The organism is Nostoc sp. NMS9 (assembly GCF_017114995.1).
In the GTDB taxonomy this organism is placed as follows: Bacteria; Cyanobacteriota; Cyanobacteriia; order Cyanobacteriales; family Nostocaceae; genus Nostoc.
Window position 1 is genome coordinate 36,777 of sequence record NZ_JABXKL010000019.1, and the last position, 25,336, is coordinate 62,112.

23 protein-coding genes and 1 pseudogene are annotated in these 25,336 nt (G+C 41.0%); 13 read left to right on the top strand and 11 right to left on the bottom strand.

Features of this window, described 5'->3' with window-relative positions:
* Positions 1-144: 144 nt before the first annotated feature.
* Both psaB and HWQ40_RS06985 read left to right on the top strand, forming a co-directional pair.
* Positions 145-2,370, top strand: a complete 2,226-nt coding sequence (gene psaB / locus HWQ40_RS06980) for a photosystem I core protein PsaB (protein WP_292775971.1) — start codon at positions 145-147, stop codon at positions 2,368-2,370.
* 550 nt (positions 2,371-2,920) lie between these two features.
* The gene (locus HWQ40_RS06985) at positions 2,921-3,826 is read left to right on the top strand and encodes a site-specific DNA-methyltransferase (protein ID WP_292775974.1); all 906 of its coding nucleotides are present in this window, start codon (positions 2,921-2,923) and stop codon (positions 3,824-3,826) included.
* A 73-nt stretch (positions 3,827-3,899) separates the two neighbouring features.
* On the opposite strand, the gene HWQ40_RS06990 is transcribed toward HWQ40_RS06985, so the two are convergent.
* Both HWQ40_RS06990 and HWQ40_RS06995 read right to left on the bottom strand, forming a co-directional pair.
* Complete coding sequence (locus tag HWQ40_RS06990) at positions 3,900-4,112, bottom strand: hypothetical protein (protein ID WP_099099566.1); 213 nt, start codon at positions 4,110-4,112, stop codon at positions 3,900-3,902.
* A 215-nt stretch (positions 4,113-4,327) separates the two neighbouring features.
* Positions 4,328-4,501, bottom strand: a complete 174-nt coding sequence (locus HWQ40_RS06995; RefSeq protein ID WP_292775977.1) for a helix-turn-helix transcriptional regulator — start codon at positions 4,499-4,501, stop codon at positions 4,328-4,330.
* A gap of 598 nt (positions 4,502-5,099) precedes the next feature.
* Between HWQ40_RS06995 and HWQ40_RS07000 the strand changes: the two genes are divergently transcribed.
* Both HWQ40_RS07000 and HWQ40_RS07005 read left to right on the top strand, forming a co-directional pair.
* Positions 5,100-6,155: an SGNH/GDSL hydrolase family protein gene (locus HWQ40_RS07000; RefSeq protein WP_292775980.1), complete on the top strand. Its 1,056-nt coding sequence runs from the start codon at positions 5,100-5,102 to the stop codon at positions 6,153-6,155.
* A gap of 66 nt (positions 6,156-6,221) precedes the next feature.
* Positions 6,222-6,578 carry a DUF4864 domain-containing protein gene (locus HWQ40_RS07005; RefSeq protein WP_292776375.1) on the top strand — a complete coding sequence of 119 codons (357 nt, stop codon included), beginning with the start codon at positions 6,222-6,224 and terminating at the stop codon, positions 6,576-6,578.
* 25 nt (positions 6,579-6,603) lie between these two features.
* Here the strand turns inward: HWQ40_RS07005 and larE are convergent, their stop codons facing one another.
* Together larE and hrmK are read right to left on the bottom strand one after the other, a co-directional pair.
* Positions 6,604-7,431 carry an ATP-dependent sacrificial sulfur transferase LarE gene (larE, locus tag HWQ40_RS07010; RefSeq protein ID WP_292776378.1) on the bottom strand — a complete coding sequence of 276 codons (828 nt, stop codon included), beginning with the start codon at positions 7,429-7,431 and terminating at the stop codon, positions 6,604-6,606.
* A gap of 91 nt (positions 7,432-7,522) precedes the next feature.
* Positions 7,523-9,430 carry a hybrid histidine kinase/response regulator HrmK gene (gene hrmK / locus HWQ40_RS07015; protein WP_292775983.1) on the bottom strand — a complete coding sequence of 636 codons (1,908 nt, stop codon included), beginning with the start codon at positions 9,428-9,430 and terminating at the stop codon, positions 7,523-7,525.
* Positions 9,431-9,637: 207 nt separating this feature from the next.
* Between hrmK and HWQ40_RS07020 the strand changes: the two genes are divergently transcribed.
* Complete coding sequence (locus HWQ40_RS07020; protein WP_292775986.1) at positions 9,638-10,504, top strand: branched-chain amino acid ABC transporter permease; 867 nt, start codon at positions 9,638-9,640, stop codon at positions 10,502-10,504.
* Positions 10,505-10,525: 21 nt separating this feature from the next.
* Here the strand turns inward: HWQ40_RS07020 and HWQ40_RS07025 are convergent, their stop codons facing one another.
* Both HWQ40_RS07025 and lipA read right to left on the bottom strand, forming a co-directional pair.
* On the bottom strand, positions 10,526-10,663 hold the full coding sequence (locus HWQ40_RS07025; RefSeq protein WP_292775988.1) for a photosystem I protein PsaX: 138 nt from the start codon (positions 10,661-10,663) through the stop codon (positions 10,526-10,528).
* Positions 10,664-10,863: 200 nt separating this feature from the next.
* Positions 10,864-11,784 carry a lipoyl synthase gene (gene lipA, locus HWQ40_RS07030; protein WP_292776380.1) on the bottom strand — a complete coding sequence of 307 codons (921 nt, stop codon included), beginning with the start codon at positions 11,782-11,784 and terminating at the stop codon, positions 10,864-10,866.
* A 234-nt stretch (positions 11,785-12,018) separates the two neighbouring features.
* Between lipA and HWQ40_RS07035 the strand changes: the two genes are divergently transcribed.
* Both HWQ40_RS07035 and HWQ40_RS07040 read left to right on the top strand, forming a co-directional pair.
* Positions 12,019-12,654, top strand: a complete 636-nt coding sequence (locus tag HWQ40_RS07035; RefSeq protein WP_292775990.1) for a response regulator — start codon at positions 12,019-12,021, stop codon at positions 12,652-12,654.
* Between the two features lie 553 nt (positions 12,655-13,207).
* Positions 13,208-13,489: a hypothetical protein gene (locus HWQ40_RS07040; protein ID WP_292775992.1), complete on the top strand. Its 282-nt coding sequence runs from the start codon at positions 13,208-13,210 to the stop codon at positions 13,487-13,489.
* Positions 13,490-13,513: 24 nt separating this feature from the next.
* On the opposite strand, the pseudogene HWQ40_RS07045 reads toward HWQ40_RS07040, so the two are convergent.
* A pseudogene (locus HWQ40_RS07045) lies at positions 13,514-14,238 on the bottom strand (ISKra4 family transposase); the annotation flags it as partial.
* A 419-nt stretch (positions 14,239-14,657) separates the two neighbouring features.
* Between HWQ40_RS07045 and HWQ40_RS07050 the strand changes: the two are divergent.
* The 6 genes from HWQ40_RS07050 to HWQ40_RS07075 all read left to right on the top strand — a co-directional run bounded on the left by HWQ40_RS07050 (position 14,658) and on the right by HWQ40_RS07075 (position 20,696).
* Positions 14,658-15,977: a response regulator gene (locus tag HWQ40_RS07050; protein ID WP_292775993.1), complete on the top strand. Its 1,320-nt coding sequence runs from the start codon at positions 14,658-14,660 to the stop codon at positions 15,975-15,977.
* Positions 15,978-16,019: 42 nt separating this feature from the next.
* Positions 16,020-17,171: an FIST N-terminal domain-containing protein gene (locus HWQ40_RS07055; RefSeq protein ID WP_292775995.1), complete on the top strand. Its 1,152-nt coding sequence runs from the start codon at positions 16,020-16,022 to the stop codon at positions 17,169-17,171.
* A 6-nt stretch (positions 17,172-17,177) separates the two neighbouring features.
* Positions 17,178-18,221, top strand: a complete 1,044-nt coding sequence (locus HWQ40_RS07060) for an ATP-binding protein (RefSeq protein ID WP_292775997.1) — start codon at positions 17,178-17,180, stop codon at positions 18,219-18,221.
* Positions 18,222-18,266: 45 nt separating this feature from the next.
* Positions 18,267-18,488, top strand: coding sequence for a hypothetical protein (locus HWQ40_RS07065; protein WP_292776000.1), 222 nt, complete (start codon positions 18,267-18,269; stop codon positions 18,486-18,488).
* A 190-nt stretch (positions 18,489-18,678) separates the two neighbouring features.
* Positions 18,679-19,221, top strand: coding sequence for a methanogen output domain 1-containing protein (locus HWQ40_RS07070; protein WP_292776002.1), 543 nt, complete (start codon positions 18,679-18,681; stop codon positions 19,219-19,221).
* 83 nt (positions 19,222-19,304) lie between these two features.
* Positions 19,305-20,696, top strand: a complete 1,392-nt coding sequence (locus HWQ40_RS07075; protein ID WP_292776004.1) for an ATP-binding protein — start codon at positions 19,305-19,307, stop codon at positions 20,694-20,696.
* Between the two features lie 85 nt (positions 20,697-20,781).
* Here the strand turns inward: HWQ40_RS07075 and HWQ40_RS07080 are convergent, their stop codons facing one another.
* The 4 genes from HWQ40_RS07080 to HWQ40_RS07095 form a co-directional block, all read right to left on the bottom strand.
* A complete protein-coding gene (locus HWQ40_RS07080; protein WP_292776006.1) occupies positions 20,782-22,386 on the bottom strand; it encodes an NAD(P)H-quinone oxidoreductase subunit N in 1,605 nt (534 codons plus the stop codon).
* Positions 22,387-22,714: 328 nt separating this feature from the next.
* Positions 22,715-22,987, bottom strand: a complete 273-nt coding sequence (locus HWQ40_RS07085) for a hypothetical protein (protein ID WP_292776008.1) — start codon at positions 22,985-22,987, stop codon at positions 22,715-22,717.
* Positions 22,988-23,063: 76 nt separating this feature from the next.
* Entirely contained in the window at positions 23,064-24,125 is a 1,062-nt protein-coding gene (locus HWQ40_RS07090; RefSeq protein WP_292776382.1) for a hypothetical protein, read from the bottom strand.
* 103 nt (positions 24,126-24,228) lie between these two features.
* Entirely contained in the window at positions 24,229-25,200 is a 972-nt protein-coding gene (locus tag HWQ40_RS07095) for a GTP-binding protein (RefSeq protein ID WP_292776010.1), read from the bottom strand.
* Positions 25,201-25,336: the final 136 nt, after the last annotated feature.

The following is a 25,336-nucleotide window of genomic DNA, read 5'->3' on the forward strand; positions in this document are numbered from 1 at the left end:
AATCAGCTGCATTGAGTTATGAGTTATGAGTGCTGAGTGCTGAGTTTAAGAAATAGTTTTTAGATTTAAAACTCCTAACTCCTAACTCCTAACTCGTGTAAAGCTGGTATTTGATGGCTAAAGGTCAGAGGATTTATTAAACCTATGGCGACAAAATTTCCGAAATTTAGCCAGGATCTCGCACAGGACCCGACGACTCGTCGGATATGGTATGCGATCGCTACAGGCAACGATTTTGAAACCCATGATGGCATCACAGAGGAAAATCTTTACCAAAAGATTTTCGCAACTCACTTCGGTCACTTGGCAATCATCTTCCTGTGGGCATCCAGCCTCCTGTTCCACGTAGCCTGGCAAGGTAACTTTGAACAGTGGATTAAAGATCCCCTTCACATCCGTCCCATCGCCCACGCGATTTGGGACCCCCACTTCGGTAAACCAGCGATCGAAGCTTTTACCCAAGCTGGCGCTAGCAATCCGGTAAACATTACCTACTCTGGTCTCTACCACTGGTGGTATACCATCGGAATGCGGAATAACGGCGAACTGTACAACGGTTCAGTGTTCTTGTTGTTATTCGCAGCTGTATTCTTGTTTGCTGGTTGGCTGCACTTGCAACCCAAGTTCCGTCCTAGCTTGGCATGGTTTAAGAGCGCTGAACATCGTCTAAACCACCACTTAGCAGGTTTGTTTGGTGTTAGTTCTTTGGCGTGGGCTGGTCACTTAATTCACGTTGCTGTCCCCGAAGCTCGCGGTCAGCACGTAGGTTGGGATAACTTCCTGAATACCCCACCCCACCCAGCAGGTTTGACACCATTCTTTACAGGCAACTGGGGTGTTTACTCTCAAAACCCTGACACTCCTGGACATATCTTCGGGACATCGCAAGGTGCAGGAACTGCAATTCTGAGTTTCTTGGGTGGTTTCCATCCCCAGACAGAAGCTTTGTGGCTGACTGACATAGCTCATCACCACTTAGCGATCGCAGTTCTATTCATCATTGCTGGTCACATGTACCGGACAAACTTTGGGATTGGTCACAGTCTCAAGGAAGCCTTGAATGCCAAGAATTTCTTTGGTATTCCTGTTGAAGGCCCGTTTAACCTACCTCACCAAGGTATCTACGACACCTACAACAACTCCCTGCACTTCCAATTGGGATGGCACTTAGCAGCGTTAGGTGTTGTCACTTCCTGGGTAGCGCAGCACATGTACTCCATGCCTTCCTACGCATTTATTGCGAAGGACTACACAACCCAGGCAGCGTTGTACACGCATCACCAGTATATTGCTGGATTCTTGATGCTTGGTGCTTTTGCCCACGGAGCAATATTCTGGGTGCGTGATTACGATCCAGAGCAAAATAAGGGCAACGTTCTTGAGCGCGTGCTGAAGCACAAAGAAGCGATTATTTCCCACCTCAGCTGGGTATCCCTTTTCTTGGGCTTCCACACCCTTGGTCTTTACGTCCACAACGACGTAGTAGTTGCTTTCGGTACTCCTGAAAAGCAAATCCTGATTGAGCCAGTGTTTGCCCAGTTCGTCCAAGCTGCTAACGGTAAAGTACTGTACGGTTTAGATACCTTGCTATCTAACCCAGATAGTATTGCTTACACAGCATGGCCCAACTACGCTAACGTCTGGTTACCAGGCTGGTTAGATGCCATCAATGCTGGTACTAACTCCCTGTTCTTGACAATTGGCCCTGGCGACTTCTTGGTACACCATGCGATCGCCTTAGGTCTGCACACCACCACCTTGATCTTGGTCAAAGGTGCTTTGGATGCCCGTGGTTCTAAGCTGATGCCCGATAAAAAGGACTTCGGCTATGCCTTCCCTTGCGACGGACCCGGTCGTGGCGGTACTTGCGACATCTCAGCATGGGATTCCTTCTACCTCGCTACATTCTGGATGCTCAACACCCTTGGTTGGGTTACGTTCTACTGGCATTGGAAACATCTAGGTATTTGGCAAGGCAACGTAGCTCAGTTCAATGAGAACTCTACATATCTCATGGGCTGGTTCCGCGATTACCTCTGGGCTAACTCTGCTCAGTTGATTAACGGTTACAACCCCTACGGCGTGAATAACCTATCTGTCTGGGCTTGGATGTTCCTGTTTGGACACCTAGTTTGGGCTACTGGCTTCATGTTCTTAATCTCCTGGAGAGGTTACTGGCAAGAGTTGATTGAAACCCTTGTTTGGGCACACGAACGCACTCCTCTAGCTAACCTAGTTCGCTGGAAAGACAAGCCCGTGGCTCTGTCTATTGTTCAAGCTCGTGTAGTTGGTCTAGCTCACTTCACTGTTGGCTATGTCGTAACTTACGCCGCGTTTTTGATTGCTTCTACTGCTGGTAAGTTCGGTTAATTCGGCTGCTAGTTTTGTAGGTAAGTAATAAAAATCCCCTGCCGCAAGGTGGGGGATTTTTTCATTAGTCTACGAAGTATAAAAATGTTAATTTATCAATAATGAACATTCAACTCGTAGAATCTTTCATAGAAGTTATCCTGTCTTTCTCTGATGAGGAGCAATCGCTATTGTTAGAAAAATTAATTTTAAATTCATCGACAAATATCAATAAAAAGCTTATCCCATACTGAAATCTTTTAAATTGTAATTTCATTACTACTCATGAAACATTTTAAAAAATGGAGAGCCTATCTAACAAGAAAGCGATTTCTACGACGGTCTAGGTCTACGCCTAACCATGACAAACTAGCAAAAGCGCATTACAGAAACCCCAAATATATGTCACCGTAAACCGTGCATCAGGGTATCCAAAGTTAATATACTCCTCTGTGTTACTTTGCGCTTACCTCTGCGTCCCTCTGCGTTAAAAAAATAACTTTTAAAATTAAATCCTTAAACAATACTAAAACAAGTTATAACTATAAAAAACTAGATAATTTTATAACTCTTGCAAGAAGAATCAATAACGCCACAAAAAGAAATAATTTTTAATCCCTCTTATACTCAGCAAAACGGAGCCGCATATTTAGGCGATAGCCTTAAACTTATTAAATTCATTGATGATAATAGTATTAATTTAATTATCACCTCACCTCCATTCGCACTCACCCGAAAAAAAGAATACGGTAACGAAACTGCTGAAAAATATATTGAGTGGTTCCTACCTTTTGCATCCGAATTTAAAAGAGTACTGGCAGATAATGGCTCATTCGTACTAGATTTAGGTGGCGCTTACCTACCTGGTAATCCCGTGCGGAGTATCTACCAATACGAACTTTTAGTAAGATTATGCAAAGAAGTTGGTTTCTTTCTTGCTCAAGAATTCTATCACTATAATCCGGCTCGACTGCCAAGCCCTGCTGAGTGGGTGACAATCAGGCGGATTCGTGTGAAAGATTCTGTAAATACAGTTTGGTGGTTGTCTAAAACACCGCATCCTAAAGCAGATAACAGAAAAGTATTAAAGCCCTATAGCCAAAGTATGAAACAGTTATTAAAAAATGGTTATAAAGCAAAAATACGTCCTAGTGGACATGATATTTCTGATAAATTTCAAAAAGATAACCAAGGTGCAATTCCGCCGAATTTGCTAGAAATTGCTAATACTGAATCGAATAGTGCTTATTTACGACGCTGCAAAACAGCAGAAATTAGACCCCATCCAGCACGTTTTCCTCAAGGGTTCGCCGAGTTCTTCATCAAATTTTTAACTGATGAAGGTGATATGGTATTAGATCCATTTGCAGGTTCTAATACGACCGGCTTTGTTGCTGAAACTCTGCAACGCCGATGGATATCTTTTGAAATTAATGAAAGTTATGTAATTGGAAGTCGTTATCGATTTAGCCAATAACCAAATTAAGTAAAGAGTTAGGAGTGAGACGTTAAAATTTATAACTCATAACTCTTAACTCATAACTACTGAATTAAATTTCTCCATTCACCTGCATTTGATGAACTTGATCTGCTAGCTCTTGACGACCTCGATCATCTAGTTTATCAATAGCTAACATCCCCATGAGAATAACTTCTTTCAGGGTCAAACGTGTGGAATGTGCCTGTTTTTGCACAATCTCCTTAATAATGGGACTGACACCAATCGCTGTACTAGCTCTTGCCACAGAAGAAAAGGAAAACACTAATGATTCAGCCTAAATCTTAGCACTTTCAATGAGGTTATTCTCTAGATTTAAAACTTAATTTAAATGTGTTTCAACTCATACTTCAATTAGTAAACATAAATTTTAAATTACGTATAGTGAGTTCTGAAATTCTCAGTATGGCAAACGTCATACTTGCTCATTGAGTACATATCATCGTATGATATCAATATTCTCAAAAGTTATAATTTTGCCTATTTATCCAAAATTTCCACCAAGTCCTCAATCGTCAGATTAAAGGCACAAGCTAATTTGTATATAGTAGGAAAGTCAACTGTTGTCATTTCGTGACGACGCGCATAACTTATAACTGTGCTGGAAATTATCCCAGAACGTGCAGAAACTTCTTTTAGTGACCATACTTTCACTTGTGCTAGTTATCGAATGTTTAATCTGAACTAGTCACATCTTTAATAACTGGTGCATTTGCACTGCTTAATTTAACATGACAAAGTGAAAAGTGTAGAAGTGTACTCCTGCAAACAAGCAAGCTATGCGTAGCGTCTCGTACAGAAACTGCTTGTCGTCAGAGATAGCCTCTGGACCTAGCAAACTCTCATGCAATCGCAACAATTGACTGAAATCTAGAAACCTAAAATCTGATGGTTATTTCACATACTAGCAACATCAAAAGCAAAAACCTCTGTCTTGATCTCCTCAAAAATCACTCACTAATTGCCGAGTTTGCAAACACTAGTAATATTTGTGATAACTAAGTTAGAAAAAGTGGTCGGCTGATGAAAACAGTGCTTTCAGTAGAAGTATTCTCACAAATAAGACTTGTATACCACCGGAAAAACCGTACTTTAAAGAGATCGTAAATTGTCAAATATAATCTCATGAACACGCTTTACAGAACTATACAGCGTAAATAAGAATAATAACTTAACCGAAGTAAAATTTTCCTGAATACAGGCAATTAATGCCGTCATAAGGAAAAGCAGTGAGTAGAGGAGAGAGAAAGCGATGAGGGACCCTTATCTGTTGGCAGCAGGCTTGTTAACAGGATTAGCAATACCAGCATCGGCTCTTCCACATCTGTCAATTGTCCTGCCAGAAAGTTCTAGATTCCTGTGGGATTTAAAACAGGGTTCGCAGACAATAGTCAGTACAAAAATTATCAAGAGCGTTGATCTCTCCTTACCCGAACTCAGCGGCCAAGCGTTCCAACCCCTAAAAAGTTCGCAGCCAATAGTAAGTGAGAAAAACGTCCCTAGCGTACCAGAATTCAGCAGTCAGGGATTACCAGTATCAACAGAGTCATCACTCAACCCCAGCACCCAAGCAACTAGCCTTTTATTGACATCTGGAAATCAACTTTACTACCAAAGATTGGCGGCTCTGAAAACAGGTCAGATTTATACACGCGTAGATAGTGATAATTTGCAATCATTGTGGGAGTCGATCAAGAAACGTCAGCTAACTTATGACGACTGGAAAAGTTTACTAGCTTTAGAAGCTAGAGCGATCGCTCAAGGTCAAGGTGCCAATCATCTAAGTATTTTAGTTGGTGATTCTTTGAGTATGTGGTTTCCGAGAGAAAAACTGCCTGCTGGTAAATTGTGGCTAAATCAAGGCATATCTGGAGATACTTCTAGTGGCGTTTTAAAAAGATTGGGGGCATTTTCGGCAACGCGGCCAGATGTTATTTACATCATGGCTGGGATTAACGACTTACGAAAAGGCGCTAGTGATGAAACAATTTTGCATAATTATCGCCGGATTGTCCGGCGTTTACGCCAGACTCACCCCAAAGCTCAAATCATTGTCCAATCAATTTTGCCTACTCGTCTACCAAAAATTTCCAATAGCCGTATTCGTCATCTCAACATCCAACTAACCGTGATTGCCAAACAAGAAGGCGCTAATTATCTCAATATTTATAGCTGGTTTACAGATATGGAAGGCAATTTGCGCCCAGAGTTGACCACAGATGGGTTGCACCTGTCTCAAGAGGGATATGATGTGTGGCGAACGGCACTACAGCAGATAGAATACACACTCACTCAGCGTGAGAATTGAGCGATCGCTTTGCCGACACTTGGAGCGATGTCTACGACGGGCTGCGCCTACGCAATTTTTAAATTTATGGAAGTTATTGATACCGATTTTATCAACATACGTTCTGTAATTGAATACCAATTGGCAGCCTTTAAAAAAGATGATGCCCAAGGCGCTTTTGCCTTTGCTAGTCCGGCGATTCAGGCGCAATTCGGAACACCAGAAAATTTTATGCAGATGGTAAAGACAAGCTACCCAGCAGTATACCGTCCTCGTTCTGTATTTTTTGAGAAGATAAGAACCATCCAGGGAAACATAACTCAACCAGTACTGCTACTTGCTCCTGATGGAGTACCCTTGAAGGCTTTATATTTTATGGAAAAACAGCCCAATAATATCTGGAGGATTAACGGTTGCTTTCTAGTTTCTCTAGAGGGTAAATAAACTCTATATTTATAGAACTAAAATCCTATACTTTAACGCCCAAGGCTTCCCTATTTAAAACCTGATTTAACTTACCACTACGATAACCTTCTAAATCTAAGGTTACGTAGATAAATCCAAAATCTTGAAATGCCGAAACTAATGTTTGTAAATCGTTAGTCAACACAAACTCTTTGATTTGTTCTGGTGGTAATTCAATACGGGCTGTATCGCCTTGCGATCGCACACGTAAATTTTGCCAACCTAGTTTTCGCAGATAAATTTCTCCTCTACCAACTCGTTGCAACTTAGCGACAGTAATCTCTTCACCGTAAGGAAACCGGGAACTGAGACAAGGTTGAGCAGGTTTATCCCACCAAGGTAAACCGAGTTGTTGCGAAAGTTGGCGAACTTCAACTTTGGTGACACCCACTTCTGCTAAAGGCGATCGCGCCCCTCTTTCCTTAGCCGCCTGAATTCCTGGGCGATAATCATGCAAATCATCAGCATTCACCCCATCCACTACATAAGGATAACCCAGTTCTAAAGCTAAAGGTTTGAGAGTGTCGTGCAACTCACTTTTGCAAAAATAACAGCGATTAACAGGGTTAGAGGTGTAATTGGGATTTTCCATCTCGTGAGTCTGGACGATTTTATGAGGAATCCCAATAGTTGCAGCTTGAATTTTGGCATCTTCTAACTCTTCTGGCAAAAGCGAAGGAGAAACAGCCGTGACAGCCAAAGCGCGATCGCCCAACACATCATAAGCAATTTTGGCAACCAAAGTGCTATCAACACCACCAGAGTAGGCAATCAACGCCTGCTCCATTTCTCTAAATAAGACTCTTAATTGCTCAAATTTTTCTGTCAGCATCATTTCCCAATCCTGCCAAAACCCTACAGCACCCAATCATTTATATTGTAGTCATTAGTTATGGAGCATTGGGCACAAAAGGCAGAGGGACTTACTGTAACTTCCCCTCTGCTCCTCTGCTCCCCTGCTCCTCTGCTCCCCTGCTCCTCTGCTCCCCATCAACCAACGTTGGTGCTTGACTGTACTTGGCCACCAGACTGGCTAAAAGCGGTAAATCAATTGGTTTAGAAATATAGTCATTTACTCCAGCTGCTAGACAGGTTTCGCGATCGCCTTTCATCGCCATTGCTGTTTGAACAATTACCGGAATCGTCCGATATTGCTGATGTTCTCGCAGTTGTTGTACCAAGTTAAGACCATTTCCATCTGCCAGAAAAACATCCATTAAAATTACCGCTGGATCTAACTGTGTTAGGGCTTCCCACATCTTGTCAGCATTCTTAACCCAAGTCACTTGATATCCCAATTTACGTAGATAAATTTGCATCAAATTAGCATTGGGTAAATCATTTTCTACCAGTAAAATTTCTACAGAAGAACTAGGTGTCAAAGGCACAGGAAATAAGGAAAATTTTGCTTCCCCTGCTTCCTCATCTTCCCCTGTACCCTCATCTTCCCCCACTCCCAGTTCTTGCTTAAGGGGAAGTACAAGAGTAAAACGGGAGCCACGATCTATTTCAGATTCAACTTTCACCAAACCACCGTGAATTTGGGCAAGTTTCTGAGTCACTGCTAAACCCAAACCAGTACCTTCAATACCATCTGCTACGGCCTTGGCAATTTGGAAGTATGGTTGAAACAGTTGAACCTGGTCTTCTTGGGAAATGCCAGTGCCAGTATCCCAAACTGTAAAATGCATAAATCCACCTTTGGGAGCAACTTGTAAGCCAACACTTCCGTTATTGGTAAACTTTAGGGCGTTGAAGAGTAAATTCAACAACATTTGCTTGAGTCGTAAGGGGTCAGCTACTAAGGTTGTAATATCGGGTTCAAGTTCTAGACACAGTTTCAAACCTTTATTAGCAGCTTTCTCTTTCACCAATGCCAAAACATTGTTACACAGTATTGGCACATCTACTCTTTCCCACTGTACCTCTAGCTGATTTGCTTCAATTTTAGAGAGATCCAAAATATCATTAATCAGATCTAGTAAGTGTTTGCCGCTAGACTTGATGATATTTAAATACTCTTGCTGACGTTCTTTAGTTGGTTCGTACCCTGGGGCTAAAAGCAGATCGGTAAACCCAATAATGGAACTAAGCGGTGTGCGAATTTCGTGGCTGGTGTTTGCCAGAAACTGATTTTTCAGTTGATTAGTGCGCTCCAATTCTTGATTAGAGTTACTTAACTGTTGACACCGTTGCGGCCAAGATAAGATGTGTCTAAGTTGTACCAAAGCTGTAGTACAGTATTTAGCAGACCTTGCCATCAATTGCGATCTGAGTTGAGCTTGCGATTCTATGAGCGACTCATGATGAGAGCTTAGGGGCGCTGTGGCGATAATTAGCCAACCCATAATGCCAGAATCATCAGCTAACCGCCAAGCGCTCGGTAGCTGTTGATTCTCAAGCTGTTGCAAATCTTCAAATTCTATCACCTCTTGCAATCTCAGCAGCAGCTTTTTTTCTGCTGTCAGCACTTCTAGAAATAAAGGTGGTGAATTTGGGGATGGAGAACGAGAAACATAGCAAACTGTGGCAACAGTTTCTTGTGGTTGACACATAGCGATGCCTACGGCACATTCTGTAAGTGCCAGATTACTGCTGTGAACAGCACTGTTAATCTCGTTAACCACGGTTTGGAAAATTTCCGCTTGTGCGGCTTCTGCCTGTGGGACAGTGTTACAAGCAGAAAGCAAGCAATCATTAAGGCGACTTTGCAACTGGTTTAAGCTGTTCTCTAGCCACAGCTGCGCGCGAAGTTGCTCAATTGTTGTCAAAAGTTTTGGCGTTGCATCTATCAGTGAGTTCTGGTCTGGTAAGCTTGAATACTGCTGCATGGTCAACTAGACCGCTGAACAAGTTTAGCTTCACATAAAAATCCCAAAAGGATTTTATGTATATTAGCGGACAATTCTTTTTTATTTATAAACGATAACTTATGTTGTTATAAACCATAACTTATGATGTCGAGTTTAGCAGCTAGTCCAAAAAAAATTATTGTATGAACCACTAACCTAAAATTTTCTAAACACAACTTAAGACTTATGGATGCACAATTCGCCCAACTAATCGTTAATGGGATTGCGGTGGGGAGCATTATTGCTCTAGCCGCAGTTGGACTGACTCTTACTTATGGAATTTTACGGCTATCTAACTTTGCTCATGGTGACTTTCTCACTTTAGGAGCCTATCTCACCTGGTTGATAAACACCATTGGAGTCAATATTTGGCTGTCGATGATCCTAGCGGCGGCGGGAACAGTAGCAGCAATGCTGTTATCGGAAAAGTTACTGTGGTCAAAGATGCGCTCTATCCGTGCTACTTCCACTACGCTGATTATTATTTCTATCGGACTTGCCTTATTTCTTCGCAATGGGATTATTTTTATCTGGGGTGGCAAGAACCAAAATTATAATTTACCTGTTACTCCGGCTTTAGATATTTTGGGTTTAAAGATACCGCAAAATCAATTATTGGTATTAGGGTTGGCGGTGCTAGCAATTTTGGCGCTGCATTACCTGCTGCAAAATACCAAAATTGGTAAGGCGATGCGAGCAGTTGCTGACGATCTGGACTTAGCCAGGGTTTCAGGTATCAATGTTGACCGAGTAATTTTCTGGACTTGGCTAATAGCTGGCACTCTTACGTCATTGGGCGGCAGTATGTATGGGTTAATTACAGCCGTGCGCCCGAATATGGGTTGGTTTTTAATATTACCATTGTTTGCCTCGGTAATTCTTGGTGGGATTGGCAATCCCTACGGTGCGATCGCAGCAGCTTTTATCATTGGCATCGTCCAGGAAATCAGCACTCCTTGGCTGGGTTCACAGTATAAACAAGGTGTCGCGCTGTTCATCATGATTTTGGTGCTGCTCATTCGTCCCAAAGGTTTATTCAAAGGAACGATTTGAGCAGCACCATTCCACTTCTAATTATTCAATAATGTGGAAATAGTAGGCTGCTACCAGGAAATTGATCGCTAATAAGAACAGTGCCCAGCCTGTGCGATAGGCGTAGGGAGGTTTAGCTCCGCTGTCGGCAACTGGCGAATTGTTAGGTTTAGAAGTCATAATGCGATTCTCCTTATGTCATGACTTTTTAAGAAATACCAAACTGGCGTACCAAATACCCAAATTCTTTAAGAATATTTGTGTGAAGTTAGGAATTGGGGATTGGGCATGGGGCATTGGGCATTGGGTATTGGGCATCGGGCATTGGGTGTTTTCTTTCCCTGCTCCTGTGCTCCTGTGCTCCTGTGCTCCTGTGCTCCCTACTCCCCACTCCTTACTCCTTCCTCTCCAGCATGATAGGAACTGCGAACCAGAGGCCCAGAACGAACATGATTGAATCCCATTTTCCATGCTAATCTGCCAAGCCGATCGAATTCCTCTGGAGTCCAATATTTTTGGACTGGCAAATGTTCTAGAGAAGGACGCATATACTGCCCGATAGTCAAGCGATCGCACCCCACAGTCCTTAAATCAGTCATTGCTTCAATGACTTCATCAAGTGTTTCTCCGTGTCCCAGCATCAAACCTGATTTGGTGGGAATTGTCGAATCGATTTCTTTAACCGTAGCCAGCACCAAGAGCGAGCGATCGTACTTGGCTCCCCGGCGCACTGGGCCAGTTAATCGTTGCACTGTCTCGATATTGTGATTAAAACAAGCTGGTTTGGCTTTGACAATCATCCCTATCCGCTGGCGTTGACCTGACTCTCGAACACCAGCACCACCCCAAAAATCTGGGGTCAGCACTTCAATTTGAGTCTCTGGGTTCAATTGGCGGATAGTCGCGATCGTCTCTACAAAGTGCCCTGCACCCTGATCGGGCAAGTCATCACGGGCTACAGAAGTCAGCACCACATAACGCAATCCCAAAAGCTGCACCGCCTGGGCAACCTTTTCAGGTTCCTCTAAATCAAGAGGCATTGGTGCATGACCTTTATCTACTTGACAGAAAGCACAAGAGCGTGTACAAGTAGGCCCCATTAGCAAAAAAGTTGCAGTTTTTTGGGCATAGCACTCTCCGCGGTTAGGGCAGCGTCCTTCTTCGCAAATCGTGTGAATTTGGCGCTGCTTAATAATGCGTTGTACGGTAGAGATTTCACTGGCTTTACCAATTGGGCGACGTAACCAGCTAGGCATTGCCATAATTTCAGACTTTAGTTCGGCTTGTTGTGACGAAATCATAGACATCCAAGCAAGATGCGGATATAGATGTAGTGGTCTGTTGATTAAATATCACAATGACACAAATTTAAAAGAGCACAAGCAAAAGTTTTGCAAAACACCTCTAACAATGTCATTTATACCGAAATATACTATCCCCCAATTGCTAGAAATTATGTATATAGTGGGAGGATTCTCAAGGACAATCGGCAAAGCCGCTATTTACACTTATAGTTTCTGTTAGAGCAAACAGTCGTGGCAAGCAACAAGATTTTAGTTATCGATGACACTACAGTTGTCAGGGTAAAAGTACGAGAAATGTTGCCTCCGGGCAATTTTGAGGTACTAGAAGCAAAAGACGGTGTGGAAGGACTAAATTTCATCCTTCAGGAAAAACTCAGCCTGATTATGCTGGATTTCCTGTTACCTAAAATGAGTGGCTGGGAAGTTTTTCAGCAAGTTCAAGCCCACCCAGAATTAAGGAAAATTCCTTTAGTGATCATGTCTGGTCGCAAGGAAGAAGTGACGGAGAAAATCACAGAACCATTTGAATATTTTGAATTTCTGGGCAAGCCTTTTGATCAGAAACAACTAATTGGCGCGATTAAGTTAGCTATGGCTAAGGCGAAACAGCCACGCCCAGAACTAGTTTCAGTAGGAGCAGGAGTTTCCGTAAAAAACGGCACATCATCAACCTCTGATGTCGCCAATAGTACGGTAGTAGCCCCTAGCGTTGCAATTCCTAGTGTCGCAACCCCTAGTACTGGAGGAGTCTCCGAGGCAGAGATTAATGCATTGAATGAGAAAATTGTCAAAATGCAAACAGAAATTGATGGTTTGAAGAAACAGCTAACTCAGGTTGTGACTTTTATTAAACAAAAAATCAAGTAGTATTTGTGCTCGTTATTATTATCGCAGCCAAAAATACACCATCTATACTGGTGTCCGATTAAAAGCGGATAAAATAGTTAGTTCAAAAACACTTATATTGACAAATCATCATTATTTAGTGAGGTACAGCTTTACCTTAGCCCGGTAAAGCTGTACTTTATCTTCCCTCTTCGTCAGTTCGGAGAGGGGTTGTGGTTGAGGTTTTGATATGTACTTAACTTGATGAGGAAACGCTACAGTTTAAGATTCAGATATTTAGTAAAAAAAATATATTAAAAGTCATATTTTCTAATACAAATTAGACAAAAAAATCCTATTTCATGATGAGGATAGTCTTTGCGCGGGAATAATAAGCCATAGAAACAATAACTATGAGCCTAGTCTGCAATGTTAGTAGTATTGGATACATTAACCCTCTTTTGTCACTCTAGGAAAACAATAATCTCAGCCAAATTCTGAGACTTTGATTTAATCTAGGTTTGAAGTTCTATTTTCTAACAGAAACTAAAATTTATAGGCAAAAAGTGGAAACTAAAGCCCCGTAAGGGTTTGGGTGATTGGATTCTCCCAAAGTGACAAAAGAGGGTTATATTCGTTTCCTGGCTATCGCATTACTGAACAAATCTACTCAGGCAGTAAAACCCTGGTTTATCGGGGTATTAGAGAAGAAGACCAAAAATCAGTCGTTCTCAAATTGATGCGGAATGAATATCCTAGCTTTGCGGAAATAGCTCAGTTCCGAAATCAATATATCATCACCAAAAACCTCAATCTTCCTGGGATAGTCAAAACCTATAGCTTAGAAAAGCAGATTCAACTGCTCCAGAACCAATAGAACACAGTATAGAGATTTTCTTTATCGTTGATACCAATCTAAGATTTCCCAACGCTCAAAAGGCTCTGTTTTACCAAACTCTTTGACTAAATTCCACACACCATCATGACCATCTCCCAAGCATAGAAGCGGGTTAACTAGACACTGGCTATTGACATAATCAACTAATGATTGGCTGTCATCAAAAAATGCGCCATAGTAAATTCCTTGTAGACGAACGGTTTTATAGTCTCGCCAGTGACAACCTACTTGCGATTTGCTCCGCAGTCTTACTTTTCCACCATCTACACTCACTTCTGACACGGCTTGTTTTGCTTGTGGCAGTTGAAAATCTTGTTCGAGAACTAGTTTTTGTTGCGTCGTGTGACCAACTTTCACTCCTGTTAATGCTTCAATCTCGATTTCTGCTTTTTGGTATGATTCATTGGCTGATAGTCGCAAACAGCATTTTTGAAGTAATGGACTTAAACGACTTCTTGGCTTCAAACCCAGTCTCTGTAACTGTTTGGCTTTTACTTTTAGTTTCCCTACTAGGCTTTTGACTTTCCTAGTTTTGCCTACTTTTGTTTTGGTTGTTTGTTCGATAAAAAAAGGGCTATTTCTGGACTTACCAGTTCTAATATTTGACTCCGTACTGTTTTTTCTTTGCCTTCAAGGTCTATCACCTGACTTTTGTCAGCTTCTTCATACAACAATGTTGCCAATTCTTCTAAGCAGGCTTTGAGCCGTTCTTGTTTATCCTGGTTCATGCTTGCTGATTCACACTTGTTTATCTCTGTTATATTCTCCTAAAACTTGTATATCTTCCAAAACTGGATGCTCCCGAAAATATTAACTTATGGCATCAAGAATATTGTTCTTAGTTAGCGCTAATTTTCTAATAAAACAAGGGTAAAAATAACTAATTTCAGACCGTTCGCCTTTATAAAAAAGGATTTTAAACTTTGGTGAAAATTAAAATTGGTGATTGATGTCCATTAGCGATCGCTTCAGCAAAAAGCTGTAGGCAATTTAGTGTGAAAATGTTGCTGTTATCACAGTTTTTGGGAACTATAGGGTTGTCAGACGAGAAATTTGCAGTCAGTCTGCCAATAAAATAGAGGTGACTTAGCTGCGATCGCAGGGCAAATAGGAAATAACTAACAATGAATAAAATTAATTTAAATATATGAATGAAAAACCAGATATGAAAATGCTTTATACCCCAAAAGAGAGTTTGATATTAGTAGTAGATGATACTACTACTAATTTAGAAATTGTCTTTAATACATTAACTAATGTAGGCTTTAAAGTTATCACAGAAAATGATGGAGAAAGAGCACTTAAGCAGGTTGAGTTCCAACTTCCCGATTTAATTTTATTAGATGTGATGATGCCAGGAATAGATGGATTTGAAACTTGTAAAAAACTCAAAGAAAATTCAGCTACTTGTGATATACCCGTAATTTTTATGACAGCCAATTCTGATACTCATAGTAAGGTAAAGGGTCTAAACATCGGAGCAGTTGATTACATCACAAAACCCTTTCATGAAGAAGAATTATTAGCTAGAATTAAAACCCATCTTCAATTACGAAATCTCACAAAAACTTTAGAAAAACGAGTTTTAGAAAGGACATCAGCATTATCTAGGGCATTAAAAGACCTACAAGAGTCTCAACTTCAGCTTGTACAGACAGAAAAAATGTCAGCCCTTGGTCAATTAGTAGCAGGAGTTGCTCATGAAATTAATAATCCAGTTGGTTTCATTCATGGCAATCTTGGACACGCTTCAGTATATTTCCAAGACATGATTAACATTATTGACCTCTATCATCAGCACTATCCTAATCCAGTTCCAGAAATTCAAGAGGAAATTGCAGCGATAGATTTGAAGTATATACTTGCCGATCTACCTAATTTAATTTCCTCAATGAAAGAGGGAGTTCAGCGCATTCGCAACATTAGTACCAGCTTGAGAACCTTTTCTCGAGCAGATAGCGATCGCAAAGTTTATTGCAATATTCATGATGGCATAGACAGTACAATTATGATTCTCAAACACCGTTTAAAAGCATCCGAAGTTCGACCCGATATTCAAGTAATTAGAGATTACGATATATTGCCAGAATTAGAATGTTTTATCGGACAACTCAATCAGGTATTTATGAATTTATTAGCTAATGCTATTGATGCTTTAGAGGAGTCTAATGTAGGACTTACCTATATGGAGATTGAAGCAAATCCTAATCAAATTTTAATTCAAACTACTCTCACTGAAGAGAAAAATTATATCTTGATTAGGATTAAAGATAATGGCGTGGGAATGTCGGCTGATGTCCAAGAAAAAATCTTTGACTATTTATTCACCACCAAGCCTGTGGGTCAAGGTACAGGATTAGGATTATCAATTGCCCGTCAAATTGTTGTCGAAAAACATGGAGGAACTCTAGAGGTAAATTCATCAATAGGGCAAGGTTCAGAGTTTATCATTAAACTTCCCATTTAATAATTATAGTAAGTTCCGTTTATAAACATAATAAATAAATTTATGTTCAAGGCAGTAGTAGGTCACAGTAACGATCCAGATTCTCTCTCAGCAGTTGAAGAAGTTCTTCAGCAATGTGCCAGTTCTCTTGCAGGAGATATACCAAAAGCTGGGATTATTTTTGCTGCAATTGACTTTGATCATTCTCTCATTTTGCAGCAAATTCATCAAGCTTTTCCGGGAATTGAGTTGATTGGTGGAACAACAGACGGAGAAATTTCTTCAGTCTTAGAATTTCAGCAGGACTCAATCACCTTGATGTTGTTTTGCTCAGACGAAGTTGAAATTCATGCAGGAGTTGGACGCAAAGTTTCAGCCGATCCAATTACTGCAACTAAACAAGCTGTGGAGCAAGCCAAAGCAAAAAGTACCGCACCTCCAAAGCTATGCTTAACTCATCCAGAGAGCCTCACAACTAGTGGTGTCTCTATATTGAATGGCTTAAAGCTAGCTCTTGGTCAATATGTGCCAATATTCGGTGGTTTGGCAGGCGATCAGTCAAGATATCAAAATACATATCAATTTTTTCAAACACAAGTATTAAGTGATTCTGTACCAATTCTGCTTTTTTCCGGCACAATCTTGTTTTCCCACGCTGTTGCAAGTGGTTGGCATCCCATCGGTCAAACAAGCAAAGTGACTAAGGTAGATAAAAACATAGTCTATGAAATAGATGGTAAGCCAGCTTTAGATTTTTATCATCATTATCTAGGTTTGCTTCCTCCTTCAATGGAATATCCACTAGCAGTGTTTGATCAGAAAGGAGAAAATTTTTATATAAGAGCACCTATTGCTTACAATCAGGAATCTGGTAGCATAACTTTTTTTGGAGATATTCCCGATCAAGCAGTTATTCAAATTTCAGAAGCAGCTTATGAAGATATTCTGGCAGCTTCAAAAGCATCATTCATGAATGCCTTAGATAATTATTCAGGTACAGAACCAAGTGCTGTTTTATTTTTTTCATGTGTAGCTCGTCGGCAAATACTTGGTACGAGGGCACAAGAAGAGTATCAGAATACAAAACTTTGTCTAACTGACTATTTACCTAGCTGTGGATTTTATTCTTATGGAGAAATTGCTCCTATAGATGGAATTAGCCAGACGCAATTCCACAATGAAACTTTTGTAACTTTAATTTTGGGAAATCAGTAAAAATTAATGGAAATATTAGATTATCAACAAGAAATTAAGGAATTAAAAAAAGCCAATAGAATTCTCCATAAAAAATTAGAGCGCTCTGAATCAGACCGGATAAAACTTGAAGAAACAAATCGAAAAAAAGAATGTTTACTCAGGAGAGTAATTGATGAATTAAAGGAATATCAAAATAAGTTAGAAGAAAGAAGCCATGAGCTAGAAATAATGCTTCTTAATCTTCAGATAATGGAGAATAAGATGTCTACTTTGGGAAGCATGGTAGCAGATGTAGCTCATGAAATTAACAACCCAGTTGGCTTTATTGCAGGTAATCTGACTCCGGCTAAAGAGTATATTGATAATTTATTACATCTAATTGACCTCTATCAGCAGACCTATCCCAAAACATCTCAGCAAATTCAAGAAACAATCAAAATGATTGACCTAGAATACGTGCGCGAGGATCTACCTAAACTCATTTCCTCAATGAAAGAAGGTACAGATCGTATTTCCAATATTAGCAACAGCCTGCGAACTTTCTCTAGAGCAGATACAGAACAAAAAATTCTGTTTAATATTCATGAAGGTATTAACAGTACTCTCCTCATTCTCAAGCACCGTTTACAAGCTAATAAGATTCGTCCTGCTATTCAAGTAGTTCAATATTACGAAGAACTTCCGCTAGTAGAATGCTTTCCAGGACAATTGAATCAGGTATTTATGAATCTCTTGGCAAATGCCATTGATGCTTTAGATGAGTCTAATGCTGGACTGAGTTTTAATGATATTAAGCTAAATCCCAATCAAATTACAATTCAGACTGCCCTCACTGAAGATAAGAATCACGTCTCGATTCGGATTCAAGATAATGGGGTGGGAATATCGGCTGATGTTCAGCAAAAAATGTTTGATCATTTATTCACAACAAAACCTGTGGGAAAAGGAACAGGATTAGGATTATCAATTGCTTATCAAATAATTGTCCAAAAACATAAAGGAACTCTAGAAGTAAATTCTGTGTTAGAAAAAGGTTCTGAGTTTATAATCACTATTCCAATTTCTTAAAGTGATAAATATAAAAATTATTCAAATTAATATTAGGAAAAATAAATGTTCAATGTGGTAGCAGGTCATACTGCTGGAAGATCCTCCCAACCCACGCCACTTGCTCCACTTGGGGAGATCCCAAGACCCTTCGGGTTCGGCAGTCCCCCAGACGCTCGTTCCTCTCTACGAGACGCTGCGCGAACGCTACCGCTAGCGCTAACGACAGAAACCGCCAAGACGGGGGCTGCCTCACCGCGCTGGCTCCTCTTAAAAAGTGGGGCTTAATTTCCTCCTTTTTAAGGAGGGTTAGGGAGGATCAAGCCTTAAAAGTAGCGTATGGGGTGATAATGAGGACGTAAGGTAGAAGGGACTTTGCAAAATCAGGAACTGTCGCAATAACAAGGTTCAGAAGTTACTTTAAAGGCATTTTAGGGAACTCTATAACTGTAGTTTCAATATTGTGTCCTCAAAATTTATGACCAATCCACTTAACCATTCAATAGCTACACTTAATCTTTCTTTAGAACGCGATATATTTTTACGTACATTAATCAGAGAATTATCTGGCACTTTGCAAGATGTAGTTGGCTTAGAAGAAGTTTCGGGATTTATTAGCGTCGTTGGTGAAAGGATGGGTAGGCAGATTAACCAAGATTATAAATCTGCCCTGGAAATCTCTAACCTTTCTCGTAAGCAGGTAGCTGATATCTTGATTGATTTAAAAAGACGAATCCAGGGCGATTTTTATGTTATTGAGCAAAATGATGAAAAAATTGTCTTTGGCAACCGTGTTTGCCCATTTGGCGACAAAGTACTTAATCGCCCTGCCATGTGTATGATGACTTCAAACGTTTTTGGAACGATCGCAGCTAATAATCTGGGGTATGCGAAAGTAGAATTGCAAGAGACTATAGCAGAGGGTGCTTCTGGATGTAGAGTTATTATTTACTTAAAATTTACTGAAGAGGCAGAAGATGCAAAAGGTCGAGAATACTTTAGGGGACTAGAATCTGTGTAAACTTGTCAGCACCAAAATAACTACGCGATACAAGCTTAGTGCACATATGTGAAGTATAGTCGAACTCTGAAATTGGAAGCTTCATGACTCCTGAACAATTTCTTGAACTTGCCAGAGTTTTACCAGAACCTTTACTCCTGGTGAGTGGAGAGGGTCAGTTGTTAGCTACCAATCAACCAGTAACAGATATGCTGGGGTTACGCCGTCAGGAACTGCGGGGGAAAATGATCTTTGAACTTGTAACTGAGCCTGCCAACGATGTTGTAAAGTACTTGCAAGCTTGTTCAAGTAGCAGGGCAATGGTTATTGGCTCCTTAACTTTACGAAAGAATGATGGACAAACGTTAATATGTCGTAGTCAAGGAGCCGTTATTCAACCTTGGTCTCCTGAATGTTCAGCTTTAATTCTCTTACGCTTGGAAAATAGAACTTTAGCCAGCAGTAATTTCGTTCTCTTGAACGAGAAAATCGATGAGTTAGCAAAGGAAGTGCAGAGACGAAAACAAGCGGAGGAAGCGCTTTGGAAAGCAAATCAAGAGCTAGAAATTCGGGTTGAAGAACGTACAACTGCTTTACAAGAAACACTAAACGAACTACAACTTACCCAAACTCAGCTTATCCAAGCTGAGAAAATGTCTAGTTTAGGTCAGATGGTTGCTGGTATTGCCCATGAAATTAACAATCCTGTAAGTTTTATTTATGGGAATCTTCACCACGCTTATAAATACACTCAGGATTTACTGAAATTGGTGCAAATTTATCAACAATTTTGTCCAAGTAGTCCTCCAGAAATCCAAGATAAAGTAGAAGAAATAGACTTAGATTTTCTGATTAAAGATATAACTAAACTTTTCCAATCAATGACAGTGGGAACAGAGCGCATTCAGGAAATTGTTAAATCACTACGTAATTTTTCCAGACTTGATGAAGCAGAACTTAAGCAAGTCAATATCCATGAAGGAATTAATAGTACTTTAATGATTTTGGAGCATCGCCTGCAAGCTACACATGAGTACCCAGAAATCAAAATCATCAAAAAATATAGTAAACTGCCGAATGTAATTTGCTACCCTGGTCAACTTAATCAAGTGTTTATGAATATTCTTGCTAATGCGATCGATGCACTGGAGGTATCGGCGCTCAACAGTCAGTATTCAGCAGTAAATACACAAACAACTGACAATCAAAAACTGATAAATAATAATCCTCAAATTCAAATTAAAACTGAGCTAATCGATGAAAAATGGATAGCGGTTAGTATTGCTGATAATGGTTTGGGGATAAATGAACAAGTTCGCTCAAAAGTATTTGATCCGTTTTTTACCACTAAAACTGTGGGCAAAGGTACTGGACTAGGGCTATATATAAGCTATCAGATTATAGTCGAAAAACATAAAGGGCAACTTAACTGTTTTTCTGTTCCAGGAAAAGGTGCAGAATTTGTAATTAAAATACCTATTCAATCAGCCTCATAAAATTTCAGTTAAAAGATATGACAATGCCTGTCTGCTAATTAGCAAACAGGCGTGTCTTTGAGTACAAAGTTTGGTTGAGACTCGGTTAAATCTTAGCAGTAGAATCAACTGAGGGTTGAGACTTACTAACCGAATCTAACTTTGGTAAAAGCGAAAGGTTTTTTGCTTTTACACTACTGTTGATTGTTGCTTGCAAAAATGGGGTATGGGAGATGGAATTGTTAGCCAATGTAAACAGTGGATTTGACAAAATCCCTGCTATGGAAGTGGCAATTAATGTTACCACTAACCCGACCTGTAAAGGTCTTAGCCCAGGCAAATCCCAACGCACTTGTGGATAATTCTTCACCGCGTCGGACATTTCATGGGGTTCTTTGACTACCATCATCTTAACTACGCGAATGTAGTAGTAGATGGAGACGACGCTGGTGACTAAGCCCAACAAAACTAACCAATAAAGTCCTGCTTGCCAACCAGCCCAGAATAAGTAAATCTTGCCGAAAAACCCAGCTAAAGGTGGAATACCACCCAAGGAAAGCAGGGAGATACTCAGGGCTAGTGTTAGGAGTGGGTCTTTTTGATATAAGCCAGAGTATTCGGCAATCTGGTCGGTTCCCGTCCGCAGTGAGAACAGGATAATGCAGGTAAAACCGCACAGGTTCATGAACAGGTAAACCAGTAGGTAAAATATCATACTGGCGTATCCTGCCTGTGTGCCAGCAATCAAGCCAATCATCACAAACCCAGCTTGGGCAATGGATGAATAAGCTAGCATCCGTTTCATGCTGGTTTGAGCTAGGGCGACAACGTTACCCAAAATCATGCTGAGAACGGCTAGAGCTGTGAAGACAAACCTCCACTCGTCAGCAACAAGGGGGAAAGCTGTTGTCAGCAAGCGGATGGCTAGGGCAAACCCAGCTGCTTTAGAACCAACAGATAAAAAGGCGATAACTGGGGTGGGAGCGCCTTCGTAAACGTCTGGTGTCCACTGGTGGAAGGGTGCAGCAGAGATTTTGAAGCCAATACCTGCGATCGCAAAAACCAACGCAATCACTAAACCTAAAGATTGTCCCACTTTCGCTGTGGCAATGCCATTAGCGATCGCACTAAGTTCCGTTTGTCCTCCAGATAGTCCATACAGCAGTGATACACCGTACAAAAATATTGCCGTACTGGAAGCTCCAATTAACAAGTATTTCAGCGCCGCTTCATTGGAGCGGGGGTCACGCTTGGTATAACCTGTTAACAAGTAAGAGGAAATACTCAGGGTTTCTAGGGAGATGAAAATCATCACCAACTCACTAGCCCCGGATAAAAACATCCCTCCTAAAGTAGCACTTAGCAAAATAGCGATGAATTCGGCTAAAGCGGTGCCGCTCTGCTCAACGTAGCGAATTGACATCAGTATAGTTGCGATCGCAGACAAGGCAATAATACCGCGAAAGACGATACTCAGGTCATCACTATTAAAGCTACCGGTAAAACCGATGGGATTAGGAGCGTCCCATTGAAAATATAGGGCGACAATCGAAGCAAATAAACCTGCGATCGCTAGATATCCAATCCAGCGTGCGGATGTACGCCCCAAAATCAAATCAACAATCAAAACCCCCAAGAGGGTGAGAATAACAATCCCCTCTGGCAAAATCGTTCCAGCGTTTAGCTGGGATGCAATATTAGCAAAATCCATGAGATGTATAGGTTTTGGCGATTAGACATTCAGGCTAACTCTGTTCACTCTAGCAAGTTTTCTAATCCCCGGACTAGCTCTTTTAACAAGAGCTTAACAGCTTGGGTGCAGATGGCGATTGCACCAATTTCACTAGCTGACCAGCAGCTTTCTCAGTATTTAGGAATTTACCTAACAGCTTTCATACCTCGTTTTCAGGCGCGATCTTCAGCGAATATCATAAATATTTATGCCGCAACCAGTGCGATCGTTACGTACAAAAAGCTTAGAAAATTAATAAGGGCACAGCAATGCTGTGCCCCGACAATATTTATAACTCCTAAGTTTATTAAAAACGGGCTGATGGCAGCTTGCCTTGTAGCGACTGAAATTTAGCTTGAACACAGTTGGTACAATTACAACCAAGTTGATCAATTATCGGATTAGATGTTTGAATCAAGTTTGGTGTTACCAGATCGGGAATTTGTTGTGTAGATACTACCGTTACAATTTGGGTAGCGTATGTAGATTTCAGGCTGGATGCGTTTGCTGGATTGACTACCAGCAGCATGGATACCAGAAATGCAGGACAGGCAAGTAGAATCAGTTTGATAATGTTCATAATTTACAAAGATACCTTTGCTGATACAGCATAGCCAATAAATTGTCGAGGTTCAACTTTAATTAGTGAGTATTGCTTAACTACGCCCAAATCCTTGACCCCGCAAAACCTTTGACCATACAACTAATTCGCCCTGTTCACCACCTGCGGCCAGTAACTTGCCTTGGGGATGCCAAGCTAAGGTGGAAAATCCTGCTGAGACACCTGTGAGAATTTGGGATACTTCCTTGGCTTTGTTCCACAAACATAACCAGCCGTCAGCAGCAGCAGAAGCGAGAAGGAAGCTTTTGGGTGCAAAGGCGATCGCATTAATCACACCCACATGATTAGTTAATACTCGCGCTTCCCAACCTAAAGAATCATCCTCTAGCTTTTCCCACACCACAATACCTTCAACGCTAGAAGATGCCAATATTGGCGCACCTACTTTAGTCATAGCTTCTGACCATGCCAATTGGCGAATTTTACCAGGGAAGCCACGCATCACCCAAGGATCGGGGTTGTTCCATTCCAAAACGGTGACACTACGATCCATATTACCAGAAGCCAGAAATTTGCCATCGGGCGACCAAGCCATCGCTAAACTGACAGTAGTCATATCTAAGCTGTATGGTTCTTCATCCCAGCTTTGACTATGCCAAATCTTGACTCCCTTGTAACCACTAATGGCTAAGTATTGTCCGTCAATGCGCCAATCTATACCCAAGACTGAAGAGTTGTCGAAATTCAGCGTCACGACAATTTCATGAGTATCTGCATTCCAAACTTGGACGTAACGCCCCAAACTAAAAGCCAGTTGGTTACTAGTGTAATTCCAAGCTAGCTTGTCAACCCATGCGCGGGCATTTTCCAACGTCGCAATTAATTCGGTGTCGCGCCAAATTTTCACCTGTCCATCTTGTCCACCAACGGCTAAAAATTTGCCATCAGGCGAAAAGGCAAGACAGTCTACCGATTTACCGTTAGCAGTTTGTAAGGTTGTGAGTTTGCCATCATTCCACAAAACTACTTCACCGGCGGCGGAAGTTGCTGCTAAAGTTTGACCTTGTGGCGACCAAGCGATCGCAGTTACATAATCTGAAAGTGTCCCCGAATAGTGTTGTTCAAATTCCTTAGATTTGCTGGTTGTGGTGTTCATATTTGTAAAGAGGGCATGGGGCATGGGGCATTGGGAATTGGGCATTGGGCATTAGTTATTTCCCCTCTGCCCTAATGTCTCCTCTGCACAAGAACAGCTTGTTTTATGCTATACAAGCGAGAAAATCTTGCTTTAGTTGGGCTGCATCAAGATTGCGACCGATGAAAACTAGTTCGTTTTTGGGGGTTTCGCTGGGTTTCCAGGGGCGATCGGGTTTGCCATCGAATATCATGTGTACTCCCTGGAATACAAATCGATTATCTTCTCCAGCAATATTTAAAATGCCTTTCATCCGAAAAATATCTGGCCCTTGGGTACGCAGTAACTCGGAAATCCAAGCGTTTAATTTTTCTCCATCGACTGCACCTGCTTCTACTAAAGCTACAGAAAAGACAGTTTCATCGTGTACGTGGGCATCTTCGCCTAAGAAATCTGAATCAATTTCTAATGCGCGGTCTAAATCAAAAGCTTTTACACCTAATAAAGCATCCATTCCTAGTTCGGAATTTTGGGTACGGTAGATTTTTGCGATCGCATTCATCGCCCGAATCCGTTTTTCTAATTCATCTAACTCTTCTGGCGCTACCAAATCAGTTTTATTAAGTAAAATTACATCGGCAAAGGCAATCTGTTCTTGTGCTTCGTCTGCATCCCAGTGCTGCGAGATATGCTTCGCATCTACAACTGTCACCACCGCATCTAGAGACAGTTGGCTTTGCAAATCTTCATCAACAAAAAATGTCTGAATTACTGGTGCCGGATCGGCTAATCCAGTTGTTTCAATTACTAAATGGTCAAATTTATCGCGCCGCTTCATCAAATTGCCAATGATGCGAATTAAGTCGCCGCGCACTGTACAACAGATACAGCCATTGTTCATTTCAAATATTTCTTCATCTGCATCGATAATCAATTGATTATCAATACCCACTTCCCCAAATTCATTGACAATCACAGCAACTTTTTTGCCGTGTTCGTAGGTGAGGATGTGATTAAGTAGAGTCGTTTTACCTGCTCCCAAATAGCCTGTAAGAACAGTAACGGGAACTGAATTGTTGATTACGTCAGCCACCATACTCTAAATTCCTCTTGTCTCACCTTATGGATAATCATTATCGCCCATGATAAATCTTTTTCTATTTTTGTGCGAACTTGCTGTTATTTTGGGTTTCAGCAAAATCATCACATAATTTAATCAAGAAATATTTTCT